The following is a 14,953-nucleotide window of genomic DNA, read 5'->3' on the forward strand; positions in this document are numbered from 1 at the left end:
TGCTCACCCCGTCGGCGCAATGCCCAACGCCCTACCGAGGATGGGACCGGTCGTGTTCCGGACCGGTCCGGTCATCCACCGCAGCGTCCGGAATACAATCCTCCCCCCGGCAGCGACCGCCCGTCACATTATCAGGGATTTGTTGGCCGATTTCGGACTGGTTAACGCTCTTTTGCATCAGTTCTGCGACAAAGCCGTGTCCCATCCCGGAGATGTGGGATGGGACACGGCTTTATTACGAGGCGATCGGTTGTTCGTTCACCGAAGCCTCACACGATATTCAGTTCACCCGTTCGCCGCGGAACCTATACCGACGGTGCCGGTTCCGATGCGGCGGTCTTCTTCGCCGCGGTCTTCTTGGCGGGTGCCTTCTTCGCCGTCGCCTTCTTGGCGGCGGTCTTCTTCGCCGCCGTCTTGGTCGCGGCGGCCTTGGCCGGAGCCTTGTCGGCGGCCTTGGCGGGTGCCTTCTTGGCGGTCGCCGTCTTCTTGACCGCCGTCTTCCTGGCGGTCTTGCGGGCCGGCTTCGCGGCCGGCTCGGCGTCCGCCTCCTCCGGGGTGCCGGGAGCCTCGGCGGCCTCGGCGGCCGGCTCCGGCTCCGGGGCGGTCACCACGACGACCGTGGTGTCCTCCGCGCCCGCCGGCGAACCGGCCGGGGCCGTCGCCTTGCGGGTGGCCCGGCGACGGGCCCTCGGCGGCGCCGCGGACGGCGCCTCCGGCTCGGTCTCCGGCTCCGGGGCGGGTGCCTCGGGTGCCTGCTCGGCCGCGGCGGGCGCCTCCGGCTCCACCAGGACGACGGGCTCGGCGGCCTTCGGCGCGCCGGCCGGGGCCGTGGCCTTGCGGGTGGCCCGGCGGCGGGTGCGGCCCGCGGGGGCCGCCTCCGGCTCGGACTCGGGTACGGACACGGCGGCCGGCGCCTCGGGGGCGGTCTCCGCCGCCGGCTCCGGGGCGGCCTCGACGGCCACCGGCTCCGGCTCGGGCGCGGTCCGGGACTCCGCCGCGCGCTCCGCGCCGGACCCGTCCCGTGCGGACCTCGGCGCGCCGCTCGGCGCGGAGACCCGGCGGGTCGCCCGGCGACGGCCGCGGCCACGCGTCGCGGCGGCCTCCGCCTCGGCGGCGCTGGAGTACAGCTCCTCGTCCGGTACGAACGCGGGCTCCTCCAGCGCGACGGGCGCGGCGGCCTCGGCGGCCACCTCGGCCTCCGTCTCGGCCCGGGCCGAGTCGGTGAGCTCGTGGTCGTGGTCGTGCTCGTGCGGCTGCTCGGAGCCGCCCCGGCCGCGCTTCTTCGAACGCTTGCCGCCACCGCCACCGCCGCCGATGGACGTCGGCTGCTCCATGTGGACGATCACACCGCGGCCGTTGCAGTGGACACAGGTCTCGGAGAAGGACTCCAGCAGGCCCTGGCCCACCCGCTTGCGGGTCATCTGGACCAGGCCGAGCGAGGTGACCTCGGCCACCTGGTGCTTGGTGCGGTCCCGGCCGAGGCACTCCAGCAGCCGGCGCATGACGAGATCGCGGTTGGACTCCAGGACCATGTCGATGAAGTCGACCACGACGATCCCGCCGAGGTCGCGCAGCCGCAGCTGGCGCACGATCTCCTCGGCCGCCTCCAGGTTGTTCCTGGTGACGGTCTCCTCCAGGTTGCCGCCCTGGCCGGTGAACTTCCCGGTGTTGACGTCGACCACGATCATGGCCTCGGTCTTGTCGATGACCAGCGAGCCGCCGGAGGGCAGCCAGACCTTCCGGTCCAGCGCCTTGATCAGCTGCTCGTCGATGCGGTACGTCGCGAAGACGTCCACCTCGCTGGTCCACCGGCTGAGCCGGTCGACCAGGTCCGGCGCGACATGCGCGACATAGCCGTGGATGGTCTGCCACGCCTCGTCACCGCTGACGATGACCTTGGAGAAGTCCTCGTTGAAGATGTCGCGGACGACCCGGACGGTCATGTCCGGCTCGCCGTAGAGCAGCGTCGGGGCGTTGCCGCTGCCCGCCTTCTTCTGGATGTCCTCCCACTGCGACTGGAGGCGCTCCACATCGCGGCGCAGCTCGTCCTCGCTGGCGCCCTCGGCGGCGGTGCGCACGATCACGCCCGCGTCCTCGGGGACGATCTTCTTGAGGATGGTCTTCAGCCGGGCGCGCTCGGTGTCGGGCAGCTTGCGGCTGATACCGGTCATCGAGCCCTCGGGCACATAGACCAGGTAGCGGCCGGGCAGCGAGACCTGGCTGGTGAGGCGGGCGCCCTTGTGGCCGATCGGGTCCTTCGTCACCTGGACGAGGACGGACTGGCCGGACTTGAGCGCGGCCTCGATCCGGCGCGGCCCGTGGGCCATGCCGAGGGCCTCGAAGTTGACCTCACCGGCGTACAGGACGGCGTTGCGGCCCTTGCCGATGTCGACGAACGCGGCCTCCATGGAGGGGAGGACGTTCTGCACCTTGCCCAGGTAGACATTGCCGACGTAGGACGTCGACTGCTCCTTGTTGACGTAGTGCTCGACCAGCACGTTGTCCTCGAGGACGCCGATCTGGGTGCGCTCGCCGCTCTGGCGTACGACCATGACGCGCTCGACGGCCTCGCGGCGGGCGAGGAACTCGGCCTCGGTGATGATCGGGACGCGGCGGCGGCCCTGCTCGCGGCCCTCGCGGCGGCGCTGCTTCTTGGCCTCCAGGCGGGTGGAGCCCTTGATGGACTGGACGGCGTCCTGGAAGTCGGACGCCTCGTCGCCGCGGACCCGGGCGGCGCGCGGCTCGCGGACCTTCACGACGGTGCGCTCGGGGTCCCCGGTGCTCTGCTCGTCCTCGGCGGCGGGCTCACCGCTGCGACGGCGGCGGCGACGGCGGCGACGGCTGCTGGAGCTGCCGCTCCCGCCGGCCTCGTCCTGGGCCCCGTGGCCGTCCTCGTCGTGGTCGTCGTCGGCGTCGTCGTCGGCCTCACCGCGGGGCTCGGCGGCGGCGGCCGCGGGCTCCTCGGTGCTCTCCTCGAAGCCCTCGTCGCTGTCGGCGGCCTCGCCGCGGCGACGGCGGCGGCCACCTCGGCGGCGGCGGCGCGAGGGACGGTCGCCGTCCTGCTCGTCCTGGTCCTCGGCCTCGTGGAGCTCGGCCTGCTCGGGCTCGGCCTCCGGCTCGGCGGCCGGGACCTCGGCGGTGCGCACGGGGGCGGCCTCGGCCGGCTCGGCCTGCTCACCCCGGCGGCGGCGACGGCGACGGCCGCCCTGCGCGGCGGGCGCCTCGGCCGCGGGGGCCTCGGGGGTCTCCACCGGGGCGGGGGCCCCGGCGGCCGGCTCGACGGCGGTGTAGTCGGCGCTGTCGGTGTAACCGTCCTCGTCGAGGTCGTCCTCCGCGTCCGCCGCGGCGGCGGCAGCGGCGGCGGCCGTCTCCGGGGTCTGGAACATCGGCTCGGTGAAGACCGGGGCCTGGAAGACGGCGACGGCGGGCCGCGCGGCGCGGCGCGGGCTGGTGTCGTCGCTGCGCTTGGCGGTGAATTCGGGGGTGGAGACGGCGCGGCGGCGGCCGCGGCCGCGGGTGGCGGCCTTCTCGGCGGCGGCGACGTCGTCCTCGGCCTGCTCGGAGGCGATCTCGGTGACGGTGTCGCGGGGCAGGCTCTCGCCCGTGCCGGCCGGGGCGGACGCGGTGGTCTTGCGGGTGGCCCGGCGGCGGGAGCGCGGCGCGGGCGCCTCCTCGGGCGCGGTCTCGGCGCTCTCCTCGGCGGCGGGGGCCTCGGCGGCGGCCGGCTCCGGTGCGCTGACGGCGCGCGTGGCGCGGCGGCGGGCACGGGGGGCGGAGGTCTCCGCGGGCGTCTCGGCGGGTGCCTGTACGGGGGCCTGTGCGGCCACCGGCTCGGTTGCCCGCTCGGTCGCCTGCCCGGAAACGGAAGCGGAAGTGGATGCGGCGGTCTCGGCGGCGGGCGCACCGGCGGGGGCGGAGGCACGACGGCGCTTGCGCGGCGCGGGAGCCTCCTCCACGGCCGGAGCCTCGGCGGCCGGGGCGGCCTCGACGGCCTCCGGAGCACTCACCGCACGCGTCGCCCGGCGACGGGCACGCGGCGCCGGCGCCTCGGCCGGTGTCTCCTCGGGCACGGGAGTGCCGGCCGGGGCGGGGGCCTCGGCGGCGGCAGCGGTCTTGCGGGTGGCCCGGCGGCGGGTGGCCGGAGCGGGGGCCTCCTCGGCGGCGGTCTCGGCGGCCGGGGCGGTCTCGGCGGCGGGCGCACCGGCGGGGGCGGAGGCACGACGGCGCTTGCGCGGCGCGGGAGCCTCCTCCACGGCCGGAGCCTCGGCGGTCTCGGCGGCCGGGGCGGTCTCCACGGCCTCCGGAGCACTCACCGCACGCGTCGCCCGGCGACGGGCACGCGGCGCCGGCGCCTCGGCCGGCGTCTCCTCGGAAGCGTCGGAAGCGGAGGAGGAAGTGGATGCGGCGGCCGGCGCGGTCTCCGGCTCGGCGGCCTGGACGGCCCCGCCCGGCGGACCGGCCGGACGCGACGCGGCCCTGCGGCGGCGGCGCGGCGGCAGGGTGTCGCTGGGGGAGGTGTTCTCTGCGGGGATGTCCCCGGACGTACCGGGTTCAGTGGACGCGTGCATTGCGGGCGGTTCTCCCGTCACGCTCCCGGGCGTACGCGCTCACGGTCCAGCCTGGCCCGCTGATGTGCGGGCCCGCTGTCCGGGGCGCGGCCGCCGCACGGGAGCTCTGGTGTCTGGCTCGCCGGTTCCGTACGCGATGTACGCACGGCCTGGCGAAAGTCTTGTGTGGTTGGGCGCGGCCCGACCCAGGTGGCTCCCGAGTGCCAGGGCTGCGCTGCAACGACTGCCTGTGAGCGCGGCGGGACCATCCGGCGCCGTCGCGGGGTTTCCCCTGGCTGAGCTAGGGGGAAGGCGTACCGGCGGCTGTGGGTGCAGCGGCCGGAACTGCCTCGCGGTCGAGCGCGAGCGGGTCGGTCACCGTGCCGGACTCCTCGTCGAAGAGCCCCTGCGCCAGCCTGGTCACCGCTGCGGGGACCGGCGGCGCCAGGTCGGCCACAGCGCGGAGACCGGACAGGACGTCGTCGGGTCGCACGGCAGGCGTTACGTGCCGAACAACCAGGCGCAGTATCGCACAGGGGCCCGCCCCGGGCCTATCAGGCTGCGGCGGAAGCACCCGGAGCTCCACCACGGCTCCACGCGAGTCGAAGGTGCGCATGCCGTTCTTCGTCCTGCGCTGGACGTCGACGGTCTCGGCCGCGAGGAAGGCGGCGGCGGCTTTCTCCGCGTCCTCGCTCTCGACCTTGTCGAGCCTGAGCTCCCAGACGGAAGCGGTCAGCCGGTCGGCGAGTCCCGTGGTGCGGGCCTCCACGGCGTCGGTGATGTCGAGCCCGTCCGGCAGTGACTCATTGAGCAGGTCGCGCAGCTCGGCGGGGTCGCGGTGGGCCGTGAGGGCGATCTCCAGATACTCGGCCTCGCTGCCCGTGCCGGTGGGTGCGGCATTGGCGTACGACACCTTCGGGTGCGGGGTGAAGCCCGCCGAGTACGCCATGGGCACATCGGCGCGGCGCAGCGCCCGCTCGAAGGCGCGCTGGAAGTCACGGTGGCTGGTGAACCGGAGGCGGCCGCGCTTGGTGTAGCGCAGTCGGATGCGCTGCACCGCGGGTGCGGGCGGCGGGCCTTCGGGCTGTCGCTTGCCCAGTGGTTCTTCTCCTCGGTGCGGGGCGGCGCGCACGCGCCTGCCCTCTGGCTGTCTGACTATGCGAAACGCGGGGTGCCCCGTGCGGGCCTGCCCGGCTCAGCCCCGCTTCCGGAGGGAGATCTCGGGCCCGGCCGTCGCGCCGGGGACAGTCGTTGTACTACCCAGAGTACGCTCCGCGCGCGCCGCCGGTTCCACGGGCGGGGAGCCGGCGGGCTCGCCGCCCGGTCGCCACGGGGCCGTCCGCAGTGCCCGGCGGACGGTTTCGCGGGCCGCCCGCAGTGCGGAGCGGCCGGCCCGGCCCGCTTCGATCGCGGCCTGTTTCGCGGGCCGCCACAGCTGATCGCGGACGATGTGCCCGACGGGGGTGCAGATGTTCCGGTAGAACCACCGGGCGGGGCGCAGCAGGAGCCACGCGAGCGCGGCGGCGAGGGCGTGGGAGAGCTTCCCCGCGATGCGCCAGGTCACCTCGAGGGCGTCCAGGGTCTCCCGGCCGAGGGGTTTGAGGACGTACCGCCAGAGCAGTCTCAGGGGCGGGGCGAGGACCTGCCGCACGACCCATGCGGCGGGCTTCCACAGCAGATTGACGGCGGACCAGCTCAGTCCGGCCCACAGCACGTCGAAGAGCCGCTCCATCAGCCGGGTGAAGCCCCGCTGGAGCGGGACGAGGACCTGCCGGAGGAACCAGACGGACGGGATGACGAGGAGGTACCGCAGGACGGGGAGCAGGGCGTTCCCGGCGAGCCGGGCGATCCCCCGGCCGCACGGGGCGAGGAGATGCCGGTGGGTCCAGGAGAGCAGGACCACACCGTGGGTCCACAGGGGCACCAGCAGATGGCGCCAGAGGCCGGCCCACGGCCAGACCAGGATCAGCTTCGCGGTGACGCGGAGCGTCCACATCAGGGCGCGGCCGACGGGGACGAGGAGCTGTTCGTACGCCCATCCCGCGGCGCGGCCCAGCGGTCGCAGCAGTACGCGGCCGAGCGCCCGGCCCGCGACCGCGAGGAGATCCCAGACGATCCGTACGGGGACGACGATGACCAGCACCACGACGCGTACGGGTATCCGGACCGCGGCGGCGAGGCATCCCCCGCCCTGCCCGCCGGGGTCGGCACGCCGGGCGGGCGGGGACGGGGGTACCGCGCTGTGCGAATCGGCCATGTCACTCATGACGCTTCGGACATCTGTACGGATCCCAGATCCGGCCACTGTTTTCCGGCCGGACGCGAGCGGGCCCGGTCACCTTTCCGCGGGTGACCGGGCCCGCGCGGGTGCCGCTACTTGTTGACGACGCTCAGGGGGAGCAGTTTCTTGCCCGTCGGGCCGATCTGGATGTCCAGGTCGAGCTGAGGGCAGACACCGCAGTCGAAGCAGGGCGTCCAGCGGCAGTCCTCGACCTCGGTCTCGTCGAGGGCGTCCTGCCAGTCCTCCCAGAGCCAGTCCTTGTCCAGACCGGAGTCCAGGTGGTCCCAGGGCAGGACTTCCTCGTAGGTGCGCTCGCGGGTGGTGTACCAGGCGACGTCCACCCCGGTGTCGGGGAGGGTCTGCTCGGCGCACTTCATCCAGCGGTCGTAGCTGAAGTGCTCGCGCCAGCCGTCGAACCGGCCGCCGTCCTCGTAGACGGCGCGGATGACGGCGCCGACCCGGCGGTCACCGCGGGAGAGCAGTCCCTCCACGATGCCCGGCTTCCCGTCGTGGTAGCGGAAGCCGATCGAGCGGCCGTACTTCTTGTCGCCGCGGATCTTGTCGCGGAGCTTGCCCAGCCGGGCGTCCGTCTCCTCCGCGCTGAGCTGCGGCGCCCACTGGAAGGGGGTGTGCGGCTTGGGCACGAAACCGCCGATGGAGACGGTGCAGCGGATGTCCTGGGAGCCGGAGACCTCGCGGCCCTTGGCGATGACATTGACCGCCATGTCACCGATCTGGAGCACATCGTCATCGGTCTCGGTGGGCAGGCCGCACATGAAGTACAGCTTCACCTGCCGCCAGCCGTTTCCGTACGCCGTGGAGACGGTACGGATCAGGTCCTCCTCCGAGACCATCTTGTTGATGACCTTGCGCATCCGCTCGGAGCCGCCCTCGGGGGCGAAGGTGAGACCGGAGCGGCGGCCGTTGCGGGTCAGCTCATTGGCCAGGTCGACATTGAAGGCGTCGACCCGGGTGGAGGGCAGCGAGAGGCCGATCTTGTCCTCTTCGTACCGGTCCGCGAGGCCCTTGGCGATGTCGCCGATCTCGCTGTGGTCGGCGCTGGAGAGCGAGAGCAGGCCGACCTCCTCGAAGCCGGTCGCCTTGAGGCCCTTCTCCACCATCTCGCCGATGCCGGTGATGCTTCGCTCCCGTACGGGACGCGTGATCATGCCGGCCTGGCAGAAACGGCAGCCGCGGGTGCAGCCGCGGAAGATCTCCACGGACATCCGCTCGTGGACGGTCTCGGCGAGCGGGACGAGGGGCTGCTTGGGGTAGGGCCACTCGTCCAGGTCCATGACGGTGTGCTTCGACACCCGCCACGGGACGCCCGATCTGTTGGGGACGACGCGGCCGATGCGGCCGTCCGGCAGATACTCCACGTCGTAGAAGCCGGGGACGTACACGCCGCCGGTCCGCGCCAGCCGGAAGAGCACCTCCTCGCGGCCGCCGGGGCGGCCCTCCGCCTTCCAGGCGCGGATGATCTCGGTCATGTCGAGGACGGCCTGCTCCCCGTCGCCGATGACCGCGCAGTCGATGAATTCGGCGATGGGCTCCGGGTTGAAGGCCGCGTGGCCGCCCGCGAGGACGATCGGGTCGTCGACGGTGCGGTTGCGGGCCTCCAGGGGAATGCCGGCGAGATCCAGTGCGGTGAGCATGTTGGTGTAGCCGAGCTCCGTGGAGAAGCTCAGGCCGAACACGTCGAAGGCGCCGACGGGGCGGTGGCTGTCCACGGTGAACTGCGGTACGCGGTGCTCGCGCATCAGCTCCTCGAGGTCGGGCCAGACGCTGTAGGTGCGCTCGGCGAGTACGCCCTCGCGCTCGTTGAGCACCTCGTAAAGGATCATGACGCCCTGGTTGGGGAGACCGACCTCGTACGCGTCGGGGTACATCAGCGCCCAGCGGACATCGCACTCGTCCCAGGGCTTGACGGTGGAGTTGAGCTCACCGCCGACGTACTGGATGGGCTTCTGCACATGCGGGAGCAGAGCTTCGAGCTGTGGGAAGACCGATTCAGCGGCAGGCATCTCGGGGCTTTCGTGGGCTGGCAGGGGAGTGACTCTCCAGCGTAACGCCCTCCGGGCGGGTGAAGGGTACGGACGGGTGCCCCGGCCCGCCTCGCCTGGGCGAGGTGCCCGAATTCCAGCCCGTCCGGCGATTGAGGACACGGCCGGAGGCCGTGCGCGTCAGCACGCCGGACGGAACGGAAGGGTTCCGCCCTGCCGCCCGGCCGCGGCTCCGACGGCTTACGCGCACACCCTGCGGGCATGTCCTCAATCGCCGGACGGGCTGATTTTGCGCACCCTCGCGGGAAGGGTCACCACAGGACGGGGTGAAACCGGCACGTTTGCGCACCCCGCCCGGGAAAAGCCACCGCCCGGCGGGGCGGCACGGTCGCGCGCCCCGCCAGGGGAGAGGGCGAAGCTACTCGCCCAGGGCCGCGCGCAGGGCGGGGTCCGCGGCGCGGGACCACGTCGCCGGGAGTTCGGCCTCGCGCGCATCCGCCGCGGACTGTTCCCGGGCGTGGAGCAGGCCCCAGGTGAAGGCCGACTCCCCCGCCGCATGCGACTGGATGCCCAGGTCCCGCAGCGTGTCACGGGCGACCACACTGTCCTGGTGGTCGCCCAGCAGGCTCTGCACGGACTTCATCCGCCTGGCGAAGCGCTTCGCCGGCTTCCCCAGGGCGGGGACGGCCGCCTCCCCCGCGTACCGCACCCGTTTGGCGGCCTTGCGGGCGTCGTGCATGGCGAGGTCGCGGTCCGGGCCCGGCGGGAGGGCGAGGGCGTGGTCGATCCGGGCGGCGAGGCGGTCGAAGTCCTTGCGGATCGCCCGGGGGAGGGCGCGCTCGGCGGGGGCGCCGGCGGGCTTCAGCAGGGGCGGGTCGGCGAGGAGCGCGTCCAGGGAGTCCAGCAGGGCCCGGTAGCGCCGGCTGTCCAGGGTGGTGAGGGCCCTGCGGCGGGCGCCGGAGCCGTGCGCGGCGGACCAGATCCGGAGCCGGCCCCGGACCGGGCCGAGGAGCAGGGTGCGGGGCAGGGCGTCGAGCCCGGCGCGGAGGCGTTCGGTGAGGACTTCCTGGTCGCGGGCGACGCCCAGCTCCCCGGCGAGCCATTTCAGCTCCTCGCCGATCGGGTCGGTGACGGACCGGTCGAGCAGCCTGCGGTAGGAGCGGAAGGCGCTGCGCAGCCTGCGGGTGGCCACCCGCATCTGGTGGACGGAATCGGGCAGGTCGCGGCGGACGGCGGGGTCGTGGGAGAGCAGCGCCTCGGACTGTTCGCGGAGGTAGGCGAGGAGGTGGCCGCCCGCGTCGTGGGGTTCGGGGGTGGGGCGGACGGGGGGTTCCAGACCGGTTTCGGCGAGGGCGCGGGCCAGTTTGGAGGGGGCGGCCGAGGGCTGGATCCCGGCTTTGCGGAATTTCCTGGCGACCAGGTCGAGAAAGGCCGGGTCCCGGTCGTCGCCGAGTTCGATCTCGATCTCGTCCCAGGCCGCGGTGGGCCGGTCGGGGCCGGTGAGGCGTTCCGCGCGGACGGCGTCCCGGCTGACCTCGGCCAGCAGGGTGCCGTCGGCGTCCACGAGATGGTGGACGGCGCGGGAGGAGCGGAGCCGTACGACGGGGCCGATCCCGGCGCCCCGGACGCGGGCCCGGACGAGCGCGGCGAGGGCGCGCGGGAGGCTGTCGGAGAGGGGCGCGGTGATCTCGTCGCGCACACCGGGGGCGACGGGGAGCTTGAGGTGCCAGCCGGCGTCGCCGCCGCCGGTGCGGCGCCGCAGGGTGATGGAGGCCGCGGCGAGCCGCAGATCGGCCGTGTCGTGGTAGACCGCGTCCAGCTCGGCCGTGCCCAGGTCGAGGACGGCCGATACCCCGGTTACACGGGAGAGATCCGGCAGCCGGGTGTCGGGGGTGGCTTCGTACTTCCGCTCGATTTCTCGTTTGGTGTCCGCCATGAACCGAATCTAGTCCGCCGGGGCGGCCGGCGGCAGCCCCTGACCGGCTCCTATGCCGTTATCGGCCGCTGGACCCGGATGGACTGGAGCAGTCCGACCGCGACCCAGACCGCGAACATCGAGGATCCTCCGTAGGAGACGAAGGGCAGCGGCAGTCCGGCGACGGGCATGATGCCGAGGGTCATGCCGATGTTCTCGAAGGACTGGAAGGCGAACCAGGCGATGATTCCGGCGGCGACGATGGTGCCGTAGAGCTCGGTCGTCTCGCGGGCGATCCGGCAGGCGCGCCAGAGGACCACGCCCAGCAGGACGAGGATGAGTCCGGCGCCGACGAAGCCGAGTTCCTCGCCGGCGACGGTGAAGACGAAGTCGGTCTGCTGTTCGGGGACGAACTGTCCGGTGGTCTGGGAGCCCTTGAAGAGGCCGGTGCCGGTGAGTCCGCCGGAGCCGATCGCGATCCGGGCCTGGTTGGTGTTGTAGCCGACGCCCGCGGGGTCGAGTTCCGGGTTGGCGAAGGCGGCGAAGCGGTTGATCTGGTACTCGTCGAGCAGTCCGAGCGCGGTGACCAGGAAGGCTCCGGCGATTCCGCTGCCGATCAGGCCGAGCACCCAGCGGTTGGAGGCGCCGGAGGCCAGGAGTACGCCGAGCACCATCACGGCCATGACCATGACGGATCCGAGGTCCGGCATCAGCATGACGATGGCCATGGGCAGGACGGCGATACCGAGGGATTTGACGACGGTGCGGTGGTCGGGGTGGAGCTGGTCGCCCGCGTCGACCCTGGCGGCGAGCAGCATCGCCATCCCCAGAATGATCGTGATCTTCACGAATTCGGAGGGCTGGATGGAGAAGCCGCCGCCGATGACGATCCAGGCGTGGGCGCCGTTGATGGTGGCGCCGACCGGGGTGAGCACCAGCACGATGAGGAGGACGGAGATTCCGTAGAGCACCGGGACGGCTCCGCGCAGGGTGCGGTGGCCGAGCCAGATGGTGCCGATCATCAGGGTGACGCCGATGCCGGTGTTGAGCAGATGGCGGAAGAGGAAGTTGTAGGGGTCTCCCCCGGTGAGCTCGGTGCGCCCGCGGGTGGCGGACCAGACCAGCAGGGCGCCGATGCCGGAGAGGACCAGCGCGGACAGGAGCAGGGGCCAGTCGAGACGCCGGACCACGGAGTCGCGGGCGGAGAGGGTGGACCAGAGTCCGTCGCGCCGGGGGCCGTAGCCGGAGACCGAGAAGCCATTGGTGCCGGACATGCGTCAGTCCCTCCGCGCGGGTGCGACCGCGAGCTGCTGGTCGTTCCGGTGTTCGGCCGGGACGCCGTCCGGGCGGCTGCCGGCGCTCACCGGCTGGAGCGAGGCGGCCGGCTTGCGCGGTTTGTAGGGCTTGATCCCGGGGGCGTCGATCTGGCCGTCCGGGGCGATCTTCGGCAGGGCCTTCTGGGGCTTGGGCAGCAGCGCGCGCTTGAGGTCCTGGCCGCCCTTCTCGTCCAGTCCGTACATGGCCTCGTAGATCTTCCGCACGGCCGGTCCGGAGGCGCCGGAGCCCGTACCGCCCTGGGAGATCGTCATCACGATGGTGTAGTCGCCGGTGTACGAGGCGAACCACGAGGTGGTCTGCTTGCCGTAGACCTCGGCGGTGCCGGTCTTGGCGTGTATCGGGATGCGGTCGTGGGGCCAGCCGCCGAAGCGCCAGCCGGCCGAGCCGACGGTGGCGACGCCCGCCAGTGCTTCGTCTATCTGGTTCCTGGTCCGCTTGTCCATCGGGAGCCTGCCGTGGGATTCCGGCTTGATCTCGTCGATGTTCTTGCCGTCGGCGCTGATCACGGCCTTGCCGACGGTCGGGTTGTACAGGGTGCCGCCGTTGGCGATGGCGGCGTAGATGGTCGCCATCTGGATGGGGGTGACGAGGATGTCGCCCTGTCCGATGGAGTAGTTGACGGAGTCACCGGCGCGCATCCGGTTGCCCTCCAGGCAGTTCTCGTAGGCGATGCGCTGGATCTCCGAGCCGTCACGCTTGCCGGACTTGCACCAGTAGTCCTTGTTGTCCTCCCAGAAGTTCTGCTTCCACTGGCGGTCGGGGATCCGGCCGGGGACCTCGTTGGGGAGGTCGACGCCGGTCTCCTTGCCGAGACCGAACTGGTGGGCGGTCTTGTAGAACCAGTCCTTGGGCTTCTTCTTGGGGGTGATCCCGCCGTCCTTCAGCCACTCCCGGTGGGCGAGGCCGTAGTACACGGTGTCGCAGGAGACCTCCAGGGCGCGGCCGAGGGTGATGCTGCCGTAGCCGCGGGACTCGAAGTTCTTGAACTCCCGGCCGCCGAAGGAGAGCGAGGAGGGGCACGGGTAGTTGCCGTCGAATTCGTATCCGGCGCGGACGGCGGCGGCCGAGGAGATGACCTTGAAGACGGACCCGGGCGCGGCCTGGCCCTGGATGGCCCGGTTCAGCAGCGGGAAGTTGGACTTCTTGCTGGTGAGCTTGGTGTAGTCCTTGCTGGAGATGCCGCCGACCCAGGCATTGGGGTCATAGGTGGGCTGGGAGGCCATGGAGATGATCCGGCCGGTCTTGTTCTCCATGACGACGACGGCGCCGGCGTCGGCCTTGTAGTTCCGGTCGGTGTTCTTGTCGAAGACCTTCCGGGCCTCCTTCATCGCCCCGTGGAGCTCGTACTCGGCGACCGCCTGGACGCGGGCGTCGATGGAGGTGACGAGGTTGGCGCCGGGCTGGGCCTTGTCGTGGTCGGCCTCGCCGATGACCCGGCCGAGGTTGTCGACCTCGTACCGGGTGATGCCGGCCTTGCCGCGGAGCGCCTTGTCGTAGGTGCGCTCCAGCCCGGAGCGGCCGACCTGGTCGGAGCGGAGGTAGGGCGACTCGCTGTCCTTGGCCTTCTGGATCTCGGCGTCGGTGACGGGCGAGAGATAGCCGAGGACCTGGGCGGTGTTGGCCTTGCCGGGGGCGGCGTAGCGGCGGACGGCGGTCGGCTCGGCGGTGATGCCGGGGAAGTCCTCGGTGCGCTCGCGGATCTGGAGGGCCTGCTGGGTGGTGGCCTCGTCGGTGACCGGGATCGGCTGGTACGGGGAGCCGTTCCAGCAGGGCTGGGGGGTCTTGGAGTCGCAGAGCCGGACCTTGTTGCGGACCTCGTCGGGTGCCATGCCGAGAACGCCCGCGAGCCGGGTGAGGACGGCCTTGCCGTCGTCCTCCATCTTCATCAGCTCGGTGCGGGAGGCGGAGACGACCAGCCGGGTCTCGTTGTCGGCGAGCGGTACGCCGCGGGCGTCGAGGATCGCGCCGCGGACGGCGGGCTGCACGACGCGCTGGACGCCGTTGTTCTTCGCCGCGTCGGTGTATCCGTCGCCGTTGCGGATCTGGAGATACCAGAGCCGTCCGCCGAGGGTGAGGAGAAGGGAGAAGACCAGTACCTGAATGATGACGAGCCGGATCTGGACCCGGGGGGTCCGCCCGGTCTCGGGGATGTTGCTCATGGTGTGCGCGCCCCCTCGGCCGCAGTCGCTTGACGCCCGGTCACAGTCGCTTGACGCCCTTGATCCGTCCGGCCCTGGAGGCTCTGGAGCGTGCCGTCCGCATCCGCAGCCCGCCGCGCTGGGTGCCGATCCGCAGTCCGGTGCCGGAGGCCAGCCAGCCGGACGAGACATCGCCCGAGCCGGTGCTCTGGCTGTCGGCGACCGGGTCGCTCTCCGAGCGGCGGGCGAGCGCCATGATGAAGGGCACGGTGAAGGGCGCGAGCAGCAGGTCGTAGACGGCGGCGGTGAAGAGCAGGCCGGTGATGCCGACATGGCGGGCGGCGGTGTCGCCGACCAGGGCGCCGACGCCCGCGTAGAGCAGGGTGGATCCGATGGCCGCCGCGACGACCACCAGCATGGGGACGGTGGCGGACTTGAGCTTGCCGTTCTCGGGGCGGGCGAGACCGGCGAGGTAGCCGATCACGCAGAGGACCAGGGCGTACCGTCCGGCCGCGTGGTCGGCGGGCGGGGCGAGGTCGGCGAGGAGCCCGGCGCCGAAGCCGATGAAGGCGCCCGCGACATGCCCGTACACCAGTGCCAGTCCGAGGACGGTCAGCAGCAGCAGATCGGGGACCGCGCCGGGGAGCTGGAGGCGGGCGAGGATGGAGACCTGGACGACGAGGGCGACCACGACGAGGGTCGTGGAGAGAAGCATCCGGTTGAAACGCATG

8 protein-coding genes are annotated in these 14,953 nt (G+C 72.4%); all 8 read right to left on the minus strand.

Annotated features, from left to right (window positions below; genetic code table 11):
- Nucleotides 1-305 precede the first annotated feature (305 nt).
- On the minus strand, nt 306-4,568 hold the full coding sequence (locus tag AAFN69_RS05980; RefSeq protein ID WP_347727210.1) for an Rne/Rng family ribonuclease: 4,263 nt from the start codon (nt 4,566-4,568) through the stop codon (nt 306-308).
- Nucleotides 4,569-4,848: 280 nt separating this feature from the next.
- Nucleotides 4,849-5,604, minus strand: a complete 756-nt coding sequence (locus AAFN69_RS05985) for a TIGR03936 family radical SAM-associated protein (RefSeq protein ID WP_347727211.1) — start codon at nt 5,602-5,604, stop codon at nt 4,849-4,851.
- A 138-nt stretch (nt 5,605-5,742) separates the two neighbouring features.
- A complete protein-coding gene (locus AAFN69_RS05990) occupies nt 5,743-6,804 on the minus strand; it encodes a hypothetical protein (RefSeq protein ID WP_347727212.1) in 1,062 nt (353 codons plus the stop codon).
- Between the two features lie 116 nt (nt 6,805-6,920).
- Nucleotides 6,921-8,852 (minus strand): TIGR03960 family B12-binding radical SAM protein, encoded by a 1,932-nt coding sequence (locus AAFN69_RS05995; RefSeq protein ID WP_347727213.1) that lies wholly within the window; start codon nt 8,850-8,852, stop codon nt 6,921-6,923.
- Nucleotides 8,853-9,249: 397 nt separating this feature from the next.
- Nucleotides 9,250-10,767: a CYTH and CHAD domain-containing protein gene (locus tag AAFN69_RS06000; protein WP_347727214.1), complete on the minus strand. Its 1,518-nt coding sequence runs from the start codon at nt 10,765-10,767 to the stop codon at nt 9,250-9,252.
- A gap of 50 nt (nt 10,768-10,817) precedes the next feature.
- On the minus strand, nt 10,818-12,020 hold the full coding sequence (gene rodA / locus AAFN69_RS06005) for a rod shape-determining protein RodA (RefSeq protein ID WP_347727215.1): 1,203 nt from the start codon (nt 12,018-12,020) through the stop codon (nt 10,818-10,820).
- Between the two features lie 3 nt (nt 12,021-12,023).
- Nucleotides 12,024-14,243 carry a penicillin-binding protein 2 gene (gene mrdA, locus AAFN69_RS06010; protein WP_347727216.1) on the minus strand — a complete coding sequence of 740 codons (2,220 nt, stop codon included), beginning with the start codon at nt 14,241-14,243 and terminating at the stop codon, nt 12,024-12,026.
- 40 nt (nt 14,244-14,283) lie between these two features.
- Nucleotides 14,284-14,952: a rod shape-determining protein MreD gene (mreD, locus tag AAFN69_RS06015; protein ID WP_347727217.1), complete on the minus strand. Its 669-nt coding sequence runs from the start codon at nt 14,950-14,952 to the stop codon at nt 14,284-14,286.
- Nucleotide 14,953 lies beyond the last annotated feature (1 nt).

The organism is Streptomyces sp. CAU 1734 (genome assembly GCF_039888735.1).
GTDB lineage: Bacteria > Actinomycetota > Actinomycetes > Streptomycetales > Streptomycetaceae > Streptomyces.